Annotated in this window: 16 protein-coding genes; 1 reads left to right on the top strand and 15 read right to left on the bottom strand. The window is 34.6% G+C overall.

What is annotated here, in order from left to right; genetic code table 11:
• Positions 1–14: 14 nt before the first annotated feature.
• From dnaB to NQ558_RS02795, 3 genes are read right to left on the bottom strand one after another with little or no spacing between them, the layout of a single operon-like run.
• Entirely contained in the window at positions 15–1,352 is a 1,338-nt protein-coding gene (dnaB, locus tag NQ558_RS02805) for a replicative DNA helicase (protein WP_005361301.1), read from the bottom strand.
• A gap of 21 nt (positions 1,353–1,373) precedes the next feature.
• The gene (rplI, locus tag NQ558_RS02800; protein WP_005361303.1) at positions 1,374–1,820 is read right to left on the bottom strand and encodes a 50S ribosomal protein L9; all 447 of its coding nucleotides are present in this window, start codon (positions 1,818–1,820) and stop codon (positions 1,374–1,376) included.
• Positions 1,820–3,871, bottom strand: coding sequence for a DHH family phosphoesterase (locus tag NQ558_RS02795; RefSeq protein WP_040446638.1), 2,052 nt, complete (start codon positions 3,869–3,871; stop codon positions 1,820–1,822). The genes rplI and NQ558_RS02795 overlap by 1 nt, the downstream gene beginning before the upstream one ends.
• Before the next feature lie 280 nt (positions 3,872–4,151).
• Here NQ558_RS02795 and NQ558_RS02790 point away from each other — a divergent pair, with 280 nt between their 5' ends.
• Entirely contained in the window at positions 4,152–4,421 is a 270-nt protein-coding gene (locus NQ558_RS02790) for a hypothetical protein (protein ID WP_005361307.1), read from the top strand.
• A gap of 200 nt (positions 4,422–4,621) precedes the next feature.
• Here the strand turns inward: NQ558_RS02790 and NQ558_RS02785 are convergent, their stop codons facing one another.
• The 12 genes from NQ558_RS02785 to NQ558_RS02730 form a co-directional block, all read right to left on the bottom strand.
• Positions 4,622–4,858, bottom strand: a complete 237-nt coding sequence (locus tag NQ558_RS02785; protein WP_005361309.1) for a hypothetical protein — start codon at positions 4,856–4,858, stop codon at positions 4,622–4,624.
• Between the two features lie 83 nt (positions 4,859–4,941).
• Positions 4,942–5,394: a ribose 5-phosphate isomerase B gene (gene rpiB, locus NQ558_RS02780; protein ID WP_005361311.1), complete on the bottom strand. Its 453-nt coding sequence runs from the start codon at positions 5,392–5,394 to the stop codon at positions 4,942–4,944.
• 31 nt (positions 5,395–5,425) lie between these two features.
• Positions 5,426–6,166, bottom strand: coding sequence for a DeoR/GlpR family DNA-binding transcription regulator (locus NQ558_RS02775; protein ID WP_005361313.1), 741 nt, complete (start codon positions 6,164–6,166; stop codon positions 5,426–5,428).
• A 97-nt stretch (positions 6,167–6,263) separates the two neighbouring features.
• Entirely contained in the window at positions 6,264–7,163 is a 900-nt protein-coding gene (locus NQ558_RS02770; protein ID WP_005361316.1) for a ribokinase, read from the bottom strand.
• A 155-nt stretch (positions 7,164–7,318) separates the two neighbouring features.
• Positions 7,319–8,296 (bottom strand): ABC transporter permease, encoded by a 978-nt coding sequence (locus tag NQ558_RS02765; RefSeq protein WP_005361319.1) that lies wholly within the window; start codon positions 8,294–8,296, stop codon positions 7,319–7,321.
• 1 nt (position 8,297) lies between these two features.
• The gene (locus tag NQ558_RS02760) at positions 8,298–9,794 is read right to left on the bottom strand and encodes a sugar ABC transporter ATP-binding protein (protein WP_005361321.1); all 1,497 of its coding nucleotides are present in this window, start codon (positions 9,792–9,794) and stop codon (positions 8,298–8,300) included.
• An 85-nt stretch (positions 9,795–9,879) separates the two neighbouring features.
• Entirely contained in the window at positions 9,880–10,989 is a 1,110-nt protein-coding gene (locus tag NQ558_RS02755; RefSeq protein ID WP_005361330.1) for a sugar ABC transporter substrate-binding protein, read from the bottom strand.
• Between the two features lie 35 nt (positions 10,990–11,024).
• On the bottom strand, positions 11,025–11,945 hold the full coding sequence (locus NQ558_RS02750; protein ID WP_005361333.1) for a sugar phosphate isomerase/epimerase family protein: 921 nt from the start codon (positions 11,943–11,945) through the stop codon (positions 11,025–11,027).
• Between the two features lie 541 nt (positions 11,946–12,486).
• Positions 12,487–13,128: a DUF6553 family protein gene (locus NQ558_RS02745; protein ID WP_005361336.1), complete on the bottom strand. Its 642-nt coding sequence runs from the start codon at positions 13,126–13,128 to the stop codon at positions 12,487–12,489.
• Between the two features lie 14 nt (positions 13,129–13,142).
• Positions 13,143–14,177 carry a galactose ABC transporter substrate-binding protein gene (locus tag NQ558_RS02740; RefSeq protein ID WP_005361340.1) on the bottom strand — a complete coding sequence of 345 codons (1,035 nt, stop codon included), beginning with the start codon at positions 14,175–14,177 and terminating at the stop codon, positions 13,143–13,145.
• Complete coding sequence (locus NQ558_RS02735; protein ID WP_005361345.1) at positions 14,170–15,123, bottom strand: substrate-binding domain-containing protein; 954 nt, start codon at positions 15,121–15,123, stop codon at positions 14,170–14,172. The genes NQ558_RS02740 and NQ558_RS02735 overlap by 8 nt, the downstream gene beginning before the upstream one ends.
• Entirely contained in the window at positions 15,110–16,987 is a 1,878-nt protein-coding gene (locus NQ558_RS02730) for a cache domain-containing sensor histidine kinase (RefSeq protein WP_341271130.1), read from the bottom strand. The genes NQ558_RS02735 and NQ558_RS02730 overlap by 14 nt, the downstream gene beginning before the upstream one ends.
• Positions 16,988–16,997: the final 10 nt, after the last annotated feature.

Below are 16,997 nucleotides of genomic sequence, written 5' to 3'. Positions count from 1 at the left end.
TCTACTACAGTCACCTACACCTGTTCTGTTTCCGCATTTTCGAACTTAGTATACTGTGGTAACCATACTAATTCTACTTCACCTACAGGGCCGTTACGCTGTTTAGCTACGTTTACGATGATTCTGTTTCTGTCTTCTGTCTTTGTTTCCTTATCGTAAAATCTTGACATAAGCATTACAACGTCCGCATCCTGTTCGATAGAACCGGATTCACGAAGATCTGCCATAATAGGTTTCTTGTCTTCTCTTGTTTCAGCCGCTCGGTTAAGCTGTGATAAGGCAATAACCGGAACGTTTAACTCTCTTGCAATTCCCTTTAAGGTTCTTGAAATTTCCGCAATTTCCTGTTCACGGCTTGACGATCTGCCGTTGGTTGTCATCAACTGAAGGTAATCCACTATAACAAGCTGTATATCTTTCTCCAACTTAAACTTTCTACACTTAGAACGCATTTCGCCGATGCTTATACCCGGTGTATCATCTATGATAATGTTGGAATTACCAATAATATTGGCTGATTCAACTATGTTTGCCCACTCGCTGTCACTTAAGTCACCATTTCTCATTTTCTGGGAACTTACCATTGAGTTCTGTGAAATAATACGGTTAATAAGCTGTTCGCTTGACATTTCCAAACTAAATATGGCAACAGGTATGTTGTGTTTTACTGCAACTGTTTCCGTAATATTCAAAACAAAAGCTGTTTTACCTACGGAAGGTCTCGCCGCAATAAGTATCATATCTGATGGCTGAAGTCCTGAAAGCTGGTGGTCAAGCTTAGTAAAGCCTGTTTCCAAACCTGTAATGGAACCTTTCGTCTGGGAAGCTTTCTCAATCTTTTCAAATACATTAAGAACTACCTGTCTTACCGGAGTGTAATCTCCACTGCTTCCTGACTGAATCAGGTCAAATATCTTCTTTTCCGTTTCTTCAAGAATTGCCTCTAGTGTTTCATTTCCTGCGTAGCATTTGCCGGCAATATCTTCATTGGCACGAATTAGATTTCTAAGAACTGATTTTTCGTAAACAATTTCTGCATACTGCTTAATGTTAGCTGATGTAGGAACCATTTCCAATATATTTCTGATAAAATCAAGACTTACAACTTCTGAAGGCACCCCTGTTTCCTCTAACTTAGACTTTACTGTAACAAGGTCACAGGTTTTTCCTTCATTATAAAGTTCTATCATTGCCTTAAAAAGAGAACCATATTGTTTGTTATAAAAATCATCTTCTGAAATTTTTTCCATAGCAGTTGTAATGGCATCTGCATCCATAAGCATTGAGCCGATTACTGCCTGTTCTGCCTCATTACTATGAGGCATTACTCTTTTTACTACTGCCTCTTCCATTTGGTATTCTCCTTAGGATTCTTATTTTGCTTCAACTTTTACTGCTAATGTAGCTGTTACGTCTTTGTGTAACTTAATGTTAACGTTGTAAGTTCCAAGTGACTTAATTGCGTCAGGAATTACAATCTTCTTCTTATCAATATCCATGTTTAACTGCTTCTTTGCTTCTGTGGCAATTTCCTTGCTTGAAATAGAACCGAATACCTTTCCTTCTACCCCTGCCTGAATCTTAACAGTAATTGATTTTTCTTTGATTTCTTCTGCCAATGCCTTTGCTGCATCAAGTTTTTCCTGTGCAACTTTTTCGTCATTCTGCTTCTGAAGTTTTAAATCATTAAGGTTCTTTGATGTTGCCTCAAGACCTAACTTTTTAGGCAAAATGAAATTTCTTGCGTATCCGTCATTTACATTTACAATCTCTCCTTTTTTCCCAAGAGATTTAACATCTTCTAATAATATAACCTTCATTAAATTTCTCCTTCCTCTATCATCGTTTCAATAACTTTCTTTAACATAACGATAACCTCGCCGGTTGTCTTATTTCTAACCTGAGCTCCGGCAAGATTCATGTGTCCGCCACCACCAAACTGTTCCATAATAACCTGAACGTTGATTTTGTCAATTGAGCGGGCACTTATATATACCTGATCATTGTATGGTGTACATACAAATGATGCTTTTACATTTTTTACATTTAATAATTCATTGGCTGCCTGGGCGCCTACAATTGTAGGTGAAGATGCACCCTGTGGACTACATACTGACAATGCGTATCCATCCATAAAGATTTCAGTATTCTGAATTGCCAATGCCTTAGCCTTGTAATCTGACAAATCATCCCTGAACATTCTTCTTACTCTTGCAACATCTGCACCATTCTTCTTCAAATATGCTGCCGCTTCAAAAGTTCTTACACCTGTACGGTTTATAAAGTTGTTTGTATCAACCATAATACCGCCATATAAAGCCTCTGCATCAAGCTTTGTAAGCTTAACTGTTTCATTAATGTACTGCATTATTTCAACAACCATTTCACAAGTTGATGATGATGATAACTCAACATATGAAAGCTGGGCATTGTCAATGCAATCCGTTGTCTGTCTATGGTGGTCAAATACAATTATACACTGGGCTCTTCTTACAAGCTCAGGATATTCTGTATATGAGGCTCTGTTACAGTCAACTATAATAAGGGCGTCATTCTTAGTCATTTCAGCAACTGCTTCCGGTCCTGTAATAAACATATCTTCATCATATGAGTCTGAGTTCTTAAATTCATCAACTAAAGGAACTACACTGCCACTTACATCTCCAAGTACAATGTGCGTCTTCTTTCCGATAGTCTTTCCAACTCTGTATAAGCCTATTGCGGCGCCAAAGGAATCATTATCCCCTATATGATGTCCCATAATATAAAGATTCTCTTTTGTTTCAATCAAATCTCTAAACGCTGTGGCTTTTACTCTTGATTTAACTTTTGTGTTCTTTTCTACTGATTTGGTCTTTCCACCGTAATAATAAACCTTACTACCGTCTTTTAACACTGCCTGGTCACCGCCACGTCCAAGCGCCATGTCAATGGCTGTTGTGGACAAATCATAATTCTGTACCAGACTGTTTCCTCCCATACCAATACCGATACTGATTGTTACAGGAAGGCTGTTTCCTATATTAACTGTTTTTACTTCGTCAAGAATTGCAAACTTGTTAGTCTGCATCTTGCTTATATATTTTGTTTTGAAAACTACAAAATACTTGTCATTTTCAAGCTTTCTGACAATTCCGTCATATTGAGAAAAATAAACATTAATCTTTCTGTCTATTAAAGCTACCAAAAGGGTTCTTCGTGTGTTTTCAACACTTTGTACCACTTCGTCATAGTTATCAATATAAATATTTGCCGTTACAAGTCGTTCTTCCTTAGTCTCTTTTTCCAGCTTGCTGATTAATGTTTCATCTCTTAAATAAATGGAAATTAACTGACCGCTATTTTCTTCCAAAAGATTAAGGGCGCTGTCCTCATAATCATTTTTCAGCTCAAACTTGGTTAATGTTACCGCAAATAATTTGTCTTTATAACTAAGCTTAACGTGATTAGGTTTCTCGTCATCAAAAACCAAATATTCCGGCTTAATGCCTTCAAAAATATTCATAATGTTCTTATTTAAAACACTCTTTTCAAATAAAGTATCAAACTGGTTGTTAGTCCATAGTATCTTTCCGTTTTCGTCAATAAGGCCATATGGCACATCCATTTCCTTAAGCATCTGTCGTTGAACCAGACTGTAAGCACTTCCGAAGTCTATAAGTCTCTTAGTTACGTTGGAATTATACTTAATAGCTATGCTTAGCATTAAAATAATGTAAACAAATGTGGCAAGACTCATTACTACGCCTGCTCTTACATCAATGGCATATGTAATCACATTAATCATTATCCAAAATGCAATAAAATACAACGGTCCCTTTAAATATTTTCCTACCTGAGTCTGTAATTTTTTCTTTCTTTTATTTCCCATATAATACTCCATTCCGCTTTTCTTAAAACGGTATAAACAGCTATGCCTATTTCATCTCTTCCCTCTTTTTTTGTTTATGACTACCATACATTTCTCACTTATTTATAGTGCTCATTACCCCTAAGTATATCATTATTCTAACAATATTTAAAGTTAAACTTATACTTATGCGTTAGTTTTGTCTAACTTCTTTTTTCTTTACTTTTACTCCGTTTTCCCTTACACTTACTTTGGATTTATATTATGTTATTTATACTATATTAATGGAACGGAGATTATTATGTTTAGAGTTTGGGGACGTACTTTTAAAAGTAATAAAATGTTACAAAGCACTACTATTGAATTGGATATTCCTGACGAGACAAGAACTCATAAGGTTTTTATGGCTCTTGAACAGATTTGCGAGGAATTTGATTTAAGCAATCCAATATGGCTTGATTCAAATATTAACGAGTTTAAACGTATTGCGCGAACAAGATTTTATGCAGACAGTTTTGTGGAATCAATAGATTTCGACTATCTTGACTTCTATGTTATTGAAGAGGATTAATCTTTTCACTAAGCTTATTAAGTATAGGTTTATATCCTCAGTTGGATTTTAAATTAATAGATTTTTCCTATTAATAAAAAAGACCTGTCGCACCAAGTTTAAAGTGCAACAGGTCTTTTGACTTTTTAAGTCTCTTTGAACGCGCTTTTTAGAAAATTATTTCTATACTATTTAAAATTTCTACACTGTAATCTTATCAATTAGCAACCCATTAAGTAGTCCATTATTTTCTTTGAATCTTCTAATTCATGAGCTACAATTTCCATTTCAGGAATCTTAGCTGCTGAAGAGAAAATTGTTGACAATGAAACTAACTGACATAACTTTGATTTTAAGTTTAATCTGTCTCCATCATCTGTTATTAATTCAACTCTTCCTTTACAACTGTCAATTACCTTTAAAAATTCTTCAGGGTTTTCAATGTTTTTAATCTTCATAGTATCTCTCCTTGTCTTTTTATTCCATTACTCTTCTGTTACATTACTATTACATTAATAATCTACCATTTATAAATAGCAAATTACTTCTGTTTCTGTTTTTCCTCGATGTCTTTAATCATATCGATTCTAACCTGATGACGGCCACCTTCATATTCTGCATTAAGCCATTCATCTACTATCATTTTTGCAAGTTCTATGCCAATAACTCTTGCGCCAAATGCAATAATGTTAGTGTTGTTATGCTGCTTAGATAATCTTGCGCTATATGGCTCGCTACATACGCAGGCTCTAATTCCGTTAACCTTGTTAGCTGAAAGTGAAATTCCTACACCTGTTCCACAAATTAAAACACCACAATCTACTTCACCGTTAACAATGGCATTGGCTACTGCCTCGCCATATACAGGGTAATTACATCTCTCAGAAGAATTTGTACCGAAATCTACAACTTCATGTCCTTTTTCTTCAAGATATGCCTTGATTTCATTCTTCATTTCAACTGCTACATGATCATTTCCAATTCCAATTTTCATATTGTTCACCTCTGTCTTTTGCACTACAATTCTATTCAGCAATAATATATTCTGCTGCAGCTTCAACTACATCTGTCACTTTGTCACAAATTAAAGTTGCCTGTTCTAAGTCAAGTACCTTACATAATGTGCTTTTGCCAGACTTGCTACTGTCGGCTACTATATACGCCTTGCCTGAATTCTTGCAGACAATACGTTTCTTTTCAGCTTCTAACAAATCCGGTGTGTTAAACCCTGCTTCTTTTGAGAAACCGGATATTCCTACAAAAGCTTTGTCAAAATAGTAACTCTTTAAAAAGTTGTTTGTTGTAATTCCTCTAATTGAAGCAGTAGTAATATTGATTTCACCACCTGCTATAATACACTTAATATTAGGAGATTGCAACTCTGAACATATTAATGCATTTGTTGTTACAACTGTTATGTTTTTGTCTTTTAAATATTTAACCATATCTAAGGCTGTACTTCCTGAATCGATATAAATCGAATCACCGTCATTTACAAGACTTGCTGCAACCTTAGCAATTCCATCCTTCTGTTTGACATTCTTACTTTTCTTTGAAAGAACAGGAACTTCATAGCTGCCTCTTTTTAAACAAGCTCCGCCACCTCTTAGTAATGTTATCTCTCCCTCTTTCTCCATGGTTTTTAAATCTCTTCTAACTGTCGATTCCGAGACACCCCCTAAAGATCTACAAAACTCATCCAAAGATACAACCTCATTCTGCTCAAGCAATTCTGCTATTTGTAATCTTCTTTCATAAGGTATCATATCTTTTCCTCCTGTGTGTCACCGTAACGATAAAAACGTTACAGTTATACCTATATAATATCCTTCAATGGTTAAAAATGTCAATAATAATCGGGGTTTATTCCACGTCCTCCAAAGTTGGCATTGAAGGCTGTGCTCCCATTCGGCAAACTGTAATTGCACTACACTTAGTTGCAAACTTACAAGCCTCAATCAGGCTCTTTCCTTCAATTATTGAATGACTTACTGCTCCGATATATGAATCTCCTGCTCCTGTTGTTTCAATCGCATCTACTTTCATTGCCGGAATAAATTCAATTGTTCCATTTTCGTAAGCCACTGCTCCATCTTTTCCAAGTGTGAAAATAACATTATTATTGTATTTTTCTGCCATTTTCTTAATTTCTGTTTTTGCCTTTTCAACTGAGTCGATTTTTTCGTGACAGTAAAATTCTGCCTCAACTTCATTTACTACAAGAATGTCTACCTTACTTAAACATTCTTCAGGTAATTCTATTGCAGGTGCTGCATTTAATACAACTGTACATCCTGCTTCTTTTGCCTTATCAATTGCATAAACAATAATTTCTACCGGAATCTCGTTCTGTAGAATACATACACCTGATTCTTTAAGAATAGGCATTGCATTGTCTACATCTTCCTTTGTAACCTCAAAGTTTGCACCTCTTACGATACATGCATAAACGCTTCCGTCTTCAACTGCGTTTATAACTCCCATTCCACTACTTCCGGGTACTTTTCTAATATAATCAACATTTACACCATACTCTTTTGCTGTGTTAACCAAAAAGTCTGCTGATGCATCTGTTCCAACACATCCTACCATATAAGTTGGAGTTTTTAATTTTGCTGCCTGAACTGCCTGATTAGCACCTTTTCCGCCGGCACTAAATGCTGCTCCGTTGGCTGTTAATGTTTCACCTTTAAAAGGTAATCTTGGAATTTTTAAGATAACATCATAGTTTAAACTTCCGATAACTGTGATTTTCTTATTCATCCTTATTTTCCTCCTACTCTAAACTTATTTTGTTTCCTATTATTAAAAAGAATAAAGGCGCAAAGTTTATTTTTCCCTGCGCCTTTATTATAATTCAATTCATATTGAAAATATATTAGTGCCGCAATGTTTATTAATTTTTTGCGGTTTATTTTTTAGTTTGCAGCTTTCTTATGTCTTGAAATAAATCCTGCAACGTCCTGCTGAATGAATTCGAAGTATGAAGCTACGATGATAATAATACCAGTTACAACGAACTGCCAGAATGAGTCAACGTTGATAACTACCATACCTACTTTTAATACTGCTAACATTAATGCACCGATGAATGTTCCAAGTGCTGTACCTTTACCACCTGCCATTCTTGTTCCACCGATAGCTGCTGCTGCGATTGCGTTTGTTTCATATCCGCTACCTGCTGTTGCTTCTGCTGAACCTAAGCTTGCTAACATAATCATACCTGCAATTGCTGAGCAAACACCACAGAAGATGTATGCAATGTATTTTGTCTTAACTACGTTAACACCTGATAACTTAGCTGCTTCTTCGTTTCCACCTACTGCATATAAGTAATCACCACTTCTCATCTTTGATAAAAGAATGTGTGCTACTACGAATACAACTACCATAACTATAATGTAGTATCTGATTCCTCCAACTAATTCTCCGTTGAAGATGTTTCTGTATGAGTCCGGAACGTTTGTTACAGGTACACCACCTGTTACTACGTAAGCAAGACCTCTGTATAAACTCATTGTACCTAATGTTGCGATAAATGGCTGTAACTTCATCTTATTAATTAAGAATCCGTTAAATGCACCAAGAACTGCACCAACTACAAGTCCTACTAAAATTCCAAGGAATGGATTCATTCCATAGTTTACTGTACATGAAGCAACTATAATACCTGTAATTGCGTATGTACAACCTACTGAAAGGTCGATACCACCTGTGATGATTGTAAACATCATACCTACTGCAAGTACACCGTTTAATACCATCTGCTGTAAAATAGTTACAAAGTTGTTATAATTTAAAAAGTTACTGTTTAGTACTGTAAAGACAACTGCCATAACCAAGGTTGCCAGCAATACTACAAACTCACGTTTATATTTATTCCATATATTCTTCATTTTAATTACCTCCAATTGCTAAATCAAGAATTGAATCTTCTACAAAGTCAACCTTATTTGTTAACTCAGCTGTTATTTTTCCTTCACTCATAATTATCATTCTGTCGCTTATACCCATGGCTTCAGGTAATTCTGATGAAACTACGATAATACTCTTTCCATCTTCTACTAACTGTTCCATAAGTCTGTAAATTTCTGCCTTAGCACCTACGTCAACACCTTTTGTAGGTTCATCGAAGATAATTATATCTACATCTGTAGACATCCATCTTGCCAAAATAACTTTCTGCTGGTTACCACCTGACATGTTGCTTGTCATATAATCAACACGTCTTGGATGTACGTCCATTTCTTCGAAGTAAACTTCTGCGTTTTTAATCTTCTTCTTTGTGTCTGTAAATGGACCTGTCATATATTTCTCTAAGCTTGATATTGCTATATTTTCATAGTTATTAGAAAGATTCATAAATCCCTGTGTTTTTCTGTCTTCAGGTAATAAACCGATGCCGGCTTTTAAGGCTTTTGTTGTATTCCAGCCATTCTTTACTTCTTTACCTTTAAGAATAATCTTTCCTGATGTTCTCTGATCTGCACCAATCAGTGTTCTCATGACTTCAGTTCTTCCTGCTCCAACTAATCCGAAGAATCCTAAGATTTCGCCTTTGTGAAGTTCAAAACTTACATCATTATAATTTTCATTACATAAATGTTCTACTTTTAATACTACTTCATCTGTCATTGGACTAGGTTTAAGTCTTGATGCCACTGCTGCAACATTTCGACCAACCATTGCGTGAATCAGTTCATCTCTTGTAGTACTTGCAATGTCCATTGTCTGGATATATTCTCCATCTCGAAGAATTGTTGCTCTGTCACAAATCTGGAAAATTTCTTCCAATCTATGACTTACATATAATATTGTTACGCCCTGTTTTTTAAGTTTTCTTACTACTTCAAACAAAGCTTCTGTTTCTTTTGTTGTAAGTGAAGCTGTTGGCTCGTCAAGAGATATAATCGTTGAATGATGATATAATGCTCTTGCAATTGCTAACATCTGCATTTCACCTGCTGTTAATGTTGCAACCAAATCTGATGATTTAAAGTTACAGTTTAAGTCTTCTAATATTACGTCTACATCTTTATTCATTTTTTTGAAATCAATAAAGATTCCTTTTTTAGGTTCATATCCCATTGTTACGTTCTGTCCAACGGTAAGATCTTTTACTACCAATGTTTCCTGATGAACCTTAGATATTTTGCCATTTACAATAGCATCATTTGTGTCTTTAAAGCTTACCTTTTCACCATGAAGTCTTACCTCTCCTTCATATTCAGGATAAACTCCATGCAAAATATTCAATAGTGTTGATTTTCCTGCACCATTTTCACCAAGCAATGCATGAACTTCACCTTCTTCTACTGAAAAAGAGATATCTTTAAGGACGTGTACTCCCGGAAAGCGTTTGTTAATCTTAACAAATTCAACAGCCTTCGCCATAATCGTTCCTCCTTTATATATGTGGGAGAAAGTTTTACCTTTCTCCCACTTTACAAATCAAATCTTCTAAATTATTGTGTCTAAACTATTCTGATACATATTTTGGATCTGTCCAACCAATGATGTCTTTTGCGTCTTTATCTACGTTAGTCTTATCGATAAGAGCCTGTGGAGTATGTGTTACTCTAGGAATATCCTGTCCAGCTAATACTCTTAATGTTACTTCTGTAGCAACCTGTGACATATAGTAACCAAATGAATCAACTGTTGCATCTAACTTACCAGCTCTGATTGAGTCATAAGCTTCACCGATACCATCAACACCTACTACTAAGATATCTTTCTTAGCTTCTTCAACTGCTTCTACTACACCTAAAGCCATATCATCATTGTTACAGAAGATAGCCTTTAAGTCTGGGTTCTGCTGAATCCATGTGCTTGCTAATTCTTTAGCTTTCTGTCTATCCCAGTCAGCATTCTGTTCTGCTACTACGTTAAGTCCTGAATTGTTGTCTTTGATCCATCCCTTGAATCCTGCTGTTCTTTCACGAGCTGCGAAAGCTTTTGCCATACCGATTACGATAGCTACATCACCTTTGTCACCAAGCTGTTTTGAAACCCATTCAGCTGCTAATTCACCATTCTGGTAAGCATCTGGTCCTACGAAGTAATCTGCTGATGCGATTAATCCATCGTTTACGTTAATTGTAGGAATCTTTTTGCCTTTAGCGTTATCAACTGATGCTGTTAAGTTTGAATCTGAGATTGGGCTTAACATTAAAGCGTTGTAACCCTGGTTTACTAAGTTGTCTGTCATTGTCTGCTGTCCGATTTCATCACTTTCATCTGTTGTTCCGTCAATCTTAATTGATACGTCTACGCCTGCATCTTTAAGTACCTTTTCTGACTGTTCATAACCATTTTTAAAGTTACGCCAGAATTCGTTTGAGAATGACTTTGCGATGGCACCCATCTTTAAACCACCCTTAACTTTTACTTCGTCTCCGTTATCTTTACGGATATCTTCGATAGTCTTGCTATCTTTAACTGTATCAGGGTTGAATTCCTCTGTAGCCTGTTTGTCATTTGAGGCTGCTGTTGTTGCGTTGTTTGAGCTAGATGATGAATTTCCACATCCAACTAAACCGATTACCATTGTTGCTGCAAGGGCAACTGCTAAAAATTTCTTTCTCATTTGTGTGTTCTCCTTTTTCTTTTTTTATTTTCTCTTTATTTTAACATGTCCAGAACAAGGCGCTGTGCCTCAACTCCGTCACGTTTAGATACTACTTCAGCTATTCTGTCCATTCCGATTTCATCAATTATTTTTGAAATCTTTTCGAATGAATTGATGTTTGCCTGTGTTTCAAGCTTTGCGTTTTCTCTGATTGGGAATGTATCGAAGAATACAACTCCCTGATAATTGTACTTCTTTAAATAGTAGATAAACTCAGCTGCGTGAGCTATATTTACTGAACCAAATATCATTCCGCTGTCCATCTGTGAATATCCGTCGTTCATATGTAATCCATAAAGTTTTCCCATACTTGCTGCAAGTGCTAGTCCGTATGCCGGGGAATCTCTCTTCATTAACATGTGACAGAAGTCTAATGTACATCCTACATTTTGTCTGTCTATCTCTTTAATAAGAAGTAATGTCATTCCTGTGCTGTCAACCATTGAGAAGTTTCTTGGTTCAAATGGTTTGTACTCGATGCTGTATTTCATGTCTGGTGCATAATCTGCTAATTCTCTGAAAGCATCTATCATTTGGTTCCATGCTTCTTCATAGTCAACTTGGAACGCATAATCAAAACCGTCATTTTCTAACCATAATGTTATGTATGTTCCACCAAGTTCTCTACAAATATCTGTAGCTTCCTTACAATATCTGATGGCTCTTTCTCTAAGTTCCGGATCAGGATTTGTTAAGTCTCCGTTTGTGAAATCATTTCTCCAACGAACTGCCAATCCGTTAACTTTTAAATCACCCATGGCCTTTTTGATTTCTTCTAAATCATATCCTGCAAAATGTTCCGGGTAGTTAAACTCTAAATGTGTAATGCCATCCATCTCGTGATATGCCTTAATTGCATCAAATACGTTCTGACCTTTTAATATAAAAGAATTAAATCTTCCTGCGTAATTCATATTTCCTTCCTTTCTTTGTTATTTCTTTTATCTTTTGTTTTTTTTCAAGTTTTGTCATTTGTTTTCATCTGATAGCATAATTGTAGTACTCTTTTCATTTTCTGTCAACTATTTTCAACATTTTTCACGGTTTTCACAATTTAGACATATTTCTTTTGTGCATATTGTACAGTTTTCGTTGTTAAAAACGTTTCATTTGTTGTCACTTTTTGCTTTGTGTTATTTTTGCCTTTTTCCGGTTTTTTGATTTTTCTAACAATAATGTTATTTTTTTAGTATGCAAATTGTATTTTTTGTGTAATATGTATGCTGATTGTTGGGTATTTGAGATAGAATTATCAATAATTCTTTATTTTTCATTTTCTGTCATTTATTTTCGCTTGATATGAGAGATTTGGGGTGAATTACTTCAAGACTATTCGGGATTTGTACTATATATGAGGCAAACTCTAAGTCTGTAACTATTCAAGCCAAAAGAAAAATACCCCGCGGTTTTCATTTTCTCAAACCGTGGGGTATTTTGGTATAATCTAAGGTTGTCCTATTTTTTCAAAAAATGTTCTCTATGGGGGTATTCTTCCCTATATGCTTCCAGCGCTGCTGCCTGAAGGATTTTAAATTCTTTATCCATTCTGAACATATGAGGTGTTAGGAATGCAATGTTGCTTATTTGTTCAGCTATCTTTTTTGCAATACCCTCATCAGATAACTGTCCCAGTCCAAAAACTGCCGAAGTGAAGCCTCTTCCTCCTCGACTTACCTGAATAAATTTTTTAAATGTATTCTTTAGCTCATTTTTAAGAATGCCACGCTGCTCCTCTGACAGAATTTCATAGTTGCCGATGCACAAATTATTAATAATCTTGCACAACTGTTTTCTTTTCGCTCCGCCTACATCAGTGGAACCACTTTCTGATATGTATTTCATTTCCATAAGATAGCCTATGAATAAGTCTTTTTTAGGCTTTCTTTTTCCATATCTTGCTGTCCATAAGCATTCTCGTAGTTCTTTATTATTGTCTGACTCTATATTTTTTTGAAAAATTTCTAATCTTTTCTCCGGTTCCATTTCTTCATAAAACTCTTCTCCAAAAAGTTCTTTTTTTAATTCGTTTTTAGACTTTTCATTTGTCTCTTTCTTAGATTCTTCTTTAAACTCTTTGTTAAACCTTTCATTCCACATATATTGACCCGCCTTTATTTTATGAATTTGTCTATGCTGCTTTTTTCAACTTTTTTGTATTGAGACACATAATATTTTCCCAGTTGTAAATTATGATTTTTCATACTATTGCCCTGATAAATATCTACAACTAATCGTGAAATTTCTAATGCCTGATCTTCTTTGTCATTGTATACCGTTCCTTGCATTTCGCCATTCTTTATTGCTGTTAAAGCATCATCCAAACCGTCAATTCCAAAAATAATCGGCCACTGCTTCTTGTCATATTTTGATTTTTTATATGCCTCCAATGCTCCTAATGCCATTTCATCATTGTTGGAAATTATCATTTCTATCTTATCGCCATATTGTTCAATTAATTGGTTTGTTTTGTTTTCTGCCTGTCCTCTATTCCAATCTGCAAACTGATAACTTAATTTTTCCAGTTTTATACCTTTGCCTATTATGGTTTTTACGGAACAGTCCGTTCTACTTATGGCATCCTGATGCCCCGCTTCACCTTCCAATAATACGTATTGAATTTTTCCATCATAATTTTTATCAACTTTTTTATTCTTTTTTATATATTTTGCTGCTATCTGTCCCTGCATTTTACCTGACTGTTCTGCATTACAGCCTACATAATAAAGTTTATCCCATTGCTTCAAATCCTCTTTAACCGGTTCCCTGTTAAAGAAAATAACGGGTATGTTATTCTGTCTTGCCATTTTTATAATCTTAGAAGGCTCTGTTCTATCTACTAAATTTATACACATTATATCGCATCCTGCATCAATCATCTCTTCAACAGCTTCATTTTGATCCCTTTGGTCATTGTCTCCATTTCTTTCGGAGATCATTATCTTCATATCCTTCGTTTCCATAGTTTTTAAGTTCCCTTTTAGCTGTTCTTTTAACGCATTTATAAAAGGATCATCCTGTGTATAAGTCACTATACCTACTCTAAGTATGCTGTTCTTCTCTTCTTTATTGCTTTGACAACCGCAAATATTGCAGACTAGAATTATTCCTAAAATCAAACATACAACAATTTTCTTTCTTTTATTCATATGAATACAAAAACCTTTCAATATCAGTAGTAAATAAATCTTTTTTATAAACTATTTTGTGTTCCACATTAGTACTTTTCATCACATAAAAAGTATGGTTTAGTCTTTCAGTTATCTCCTTAACACTTTTATATCCCATTTCATATCCGTCAGGAATTATCACACATTCCACTTTTCCATAATCCACAAGGACAAGGGACTCAACATTAGTTCCAACACCATATATTTTCGCACCATTATACGAATCCTCTCTGACGTTTTCACCCAAATCATCTAGTGAATAGTTATCTAACACTACTATTGCATCAACTTTACTCCTGCGATTTACAATTTTAACAATGTCTTTATTTTCTATGCCATTATATTTCCACGCAACTTTCATGCCACTATCTTTTATTGCATCTTCAAACCCTTTATATCTGTCAGCTGTTTCTTCTCTTTCTTCCTGTCCTAGTACAATGCCTATTTTCTTTATAGATTTTCCAACCATTTCTTTTCCAAGACTATAGCCGATTTTGTAATTATCAGGCTTTATTACAGGGTATTCAGATTTTTTATTTTCTCCCATATAAACATCTTCAGTTACTAATATAAATGGCTTGTCTCCACAAATAGTCTTCATTTCTGTCTTTGTTTTGCTTCCCGGAGCCGGACTTATTATAAAAGCATCAACTCCATTTTCTATTTGCTCATTAATTAATTCTTTTTGATCATCTATGTTGTTGATTTCATCGGCATTACATATAATCAAATGAATATTATTGGCTTTGGCTGATTCTTTTAATCCCTTTATGAAAGAATCCCAATTTTTATCACCTGAATTTTGTACAATTACTGCAACTTTCTTTTCTGTCTCATTTTGATCAAACATTTTAAAAGTGAAAAAAAGTGCTAAAACACATAATATAATTTCTGTAGCAAGAAAGATTACTTTATTTTTTTTCATTTTTGCCCTTCCTTTCTACACTTTTCTCTTCCATTTTACTTTGATTTTCACTATTAAATGGTATTGCCGGTATATGTATTGTAACTTTTGTTCCCTCGTCTGCTTCACTTTCGACTTTTAATCCATATTCTTCACCAAACATAAGCTGTATTCTATTATGAACATTTATTACACCTACACCTGAACCATGTTTTGGAACTTTACTGTTATCTGTAAGAATATTTTCCACTACTTCTTCTCTCATACCCATTCCATTATCTTCTATAGATATGTATATATCCTCTTCAATCTTTCTTCCTGTAACAGTTATCATTCCGCCTTCATCAGCATCCATATCGCCTACACCATAATAAATTGCATTCTCTAATATGGGCTGTATTACCAGTTTTACAATACAGTAATCATTAATTTCTTCATCAATGTGGAATTTTATTCCAAATCGTTCTTTGTATCTTACCATTTGAATGCTCATATAACTTTTACTGTGTTGTATTTCATCTGCAATTCTTATTATTGTTTTTCCTTTTGATAAGCTTATTCTAAGTAACTTAGCAAGCTCCGAAATCATCAATACCGCATCTGCGTTTCTGTTTGCTTCCACCATCCAGGTAATGGATTCTAATGTATTATATAAGAAGTGTGGATTTATCTGACTTTGCAATGCTGCTAATTCACTTTTTCTTCTTTGAGTCTGTTGCTTAATAATCTCGTCCATCAATTCTTCAATCTGTTCATATGATTTCTGAACTGAATATCCCAGATGTCTTATCTCTGAAGAACCTCCAACATAAATTTCTTTTTTGCCACCTGCTTCATAAGCCTTAACGGATTCATCTAACTCTCTAATAGGCTTTGAAATTCTCTTTGAAATAAATCTATTTACAACAAGAAGCATCATCAGCAATATTATAATGGTTATTACAATATAATATCTAAACTGGTTCATGCTCATAATTTGCGTGCTTTCCGGCACAACACCCACAACTTTCCAACCTGTATATGCCATATTACTTATAACATAATTTGCTTTTCTTCCATTTAATTTAAGTTCATATATTCCGTCTTCATATGAAGCAAGTTCCCTGTTGCTTTCGGTTAACTTGTTTCTGTCAATTTCAACCTTTCTTGGATGATAAATTATATCTCCATTACCATCACACAAATAATAATATATACCGTTGGAATTACCATTAATTCTTTCAAAGGTTTCTTCAATAATTGAATATTTCATATCTACTAATAATATTCCACTTATTGGCTCATCTCCATCATTTATGTCAACTGAACGGCTAAGAGAAATAACCCAATTATACTTGTATGTTCCATCCATAAATATATTTTGCAAATGAGGTTTTGAAAAATGAATGTTCTCTATTTCTTTCTTTGCATTATAAAACCAATCCTGTTTTTTAATTTCTACGTTCTTTTTCTCTGAAGAAATTGGTTCTGATGCCATAAGTTTTCCTTCATTGTTGTACAAAACCAGGCTTTGTATTTTGTCAGAATTTGTTTCGTAAAGAAGGCTAAACTGGTTATTAAATTCCTGACTCGAAACGTCGTATTGTTGAATAATGTTATAGTTCGCTGCATTTGAAATCTGTCTTATATTGTACAAATCAGAATTCATTTTTTCTACTACGCTGTCTACTATGCCCTCAGTGCTTGATATATTTGTTTCTTTAACTGACATCTTAAATCTGTTATAAATTAACAAGCCCATAACTACAGTAACTGCAATTGTAAGCATAGTTAAAACAGTCATTATTACTGACTGTATATCAAGACCTATAAATTCCCCTTTGTGAAACCATTTTCTTCTTCCTCTATTAAGATTTTTCCCGCCTGTTTTACTTTTATTTTTCAATATTCCATCC

Source organism: Eubacterium ventriosum, from assembly GCF_025150745.1.
GTDB classification, from domain to species: domain Bacteria; phylum Bacillota; class Clostridia; order Lachnospirales; family Lachnospiraceae; genus Eubacterium_G; species Eubacterium_G ventriosum.
Note: the sequence above shows the minus strand (reverse complement) of the source record. Positions and strands in the feature narration are given on the sequence as shown.

Coding starts and splice junctions, on each gene's coding strand:
- NQ558_RS02760 (WP_005361321.1), bottom strand. CDS start 9,794: ATGGCGAAGGCTGTTGAATTTGTTAAGATTAACAAACGCTTTCCGGGA.
- NQ558_RS02745 (WP_005361336.1), bottom strand. CDS start 13,128: ATGTGGAATGAAAGGTTTAACAAAGAGTTTAAAGAAGAATCTAAGAAA.
- dnaB (WP_005361301.1), bottom strand. CDS start 1,352: ATGGAAGAGGCAGTAGTAAAAAGAGTAATGCCTCATAGTAATGAGGCA.
- NQ558_RS02735 (WP_005361345.1), bottom strand. CDS start 15,123: ATGAAAAAAAATAAAGTAATCTTTCTTGCTACAGAAATTATATTATGT.
- NQ558_RS02740 (WP_005361340.1), bottom strand. CDS start 14,177: ATGAATAAAAGAAAGAAAATTGTTGTATGTTTGATTTTAGGAATAATT.
- NQ558_RS02795 (WP_040446638.1), bottom strand. CDS start 3,871: ATGGGAAATAAAAGAAAGAAAAAATTACAGACTCAGGTAGGAAAATAT.
- NQ558_RS02775 (WP_005361313.1), bottom strand. CDS start 6,166: ATGATACCTTATGAAAGAAGATTACAAATAGCAGAATTGCTTGAGCAG.
- NQ558_RS02790 (WP_005361307.1), top strand. CDS start 4,152: ATGTTTAGAGTTTGGGGACGTACTTTTAAAAGTAATAAAATGTTACAA.
- NQ558_RS02765 (WP_005361319.1), bottom strand. CDS start 8,296: ATGAAGAATATATGGAATAAATATAAACGTGAGTTTGTAGTATTGCTG.
- rpiB (WP_005361311.1), bottom strand. CDS start 5,394: ATGAAAATTGGAATTGGAAATGATCATGTAGCAGTTGAAATGAAGAAT.
- NQ558_RS02755 (WP_005361330.1), bottom strand. CDS start 10,989: ATGAGAAAGAAATTTTTAGCAGTTGCCCTTGCAGCAACAATGGTAATC.
- rplI (WP_005361303.1), bottom strand. CDS start 1,820: ATGAAGGTTATATTATTAGAAGATGTTAAATCTCTTGGGAAAAAAGGA.
- NQ558_RS02785 (WP_005361309.1), bottom strand. CDS start 4,858: ATGAAGATTAAAAACATTGAAAACCCTGAAGAATTTTTAAAGGTAATT.
- NQ558_RS02750 (WP_005361333.1), bottom strand. CDS start 11,945: ATGAATTACGCAGGAAGATTTAATTCTTTTATATTAAAAGGTCAGAAC.
- NQ558_RS02770 (WP_005361316.1), bottom strand. CDS start 7,163: ATGAATAAGAAAATCACAGTTATCGGAAGTTTAAACTATGATGTTATC.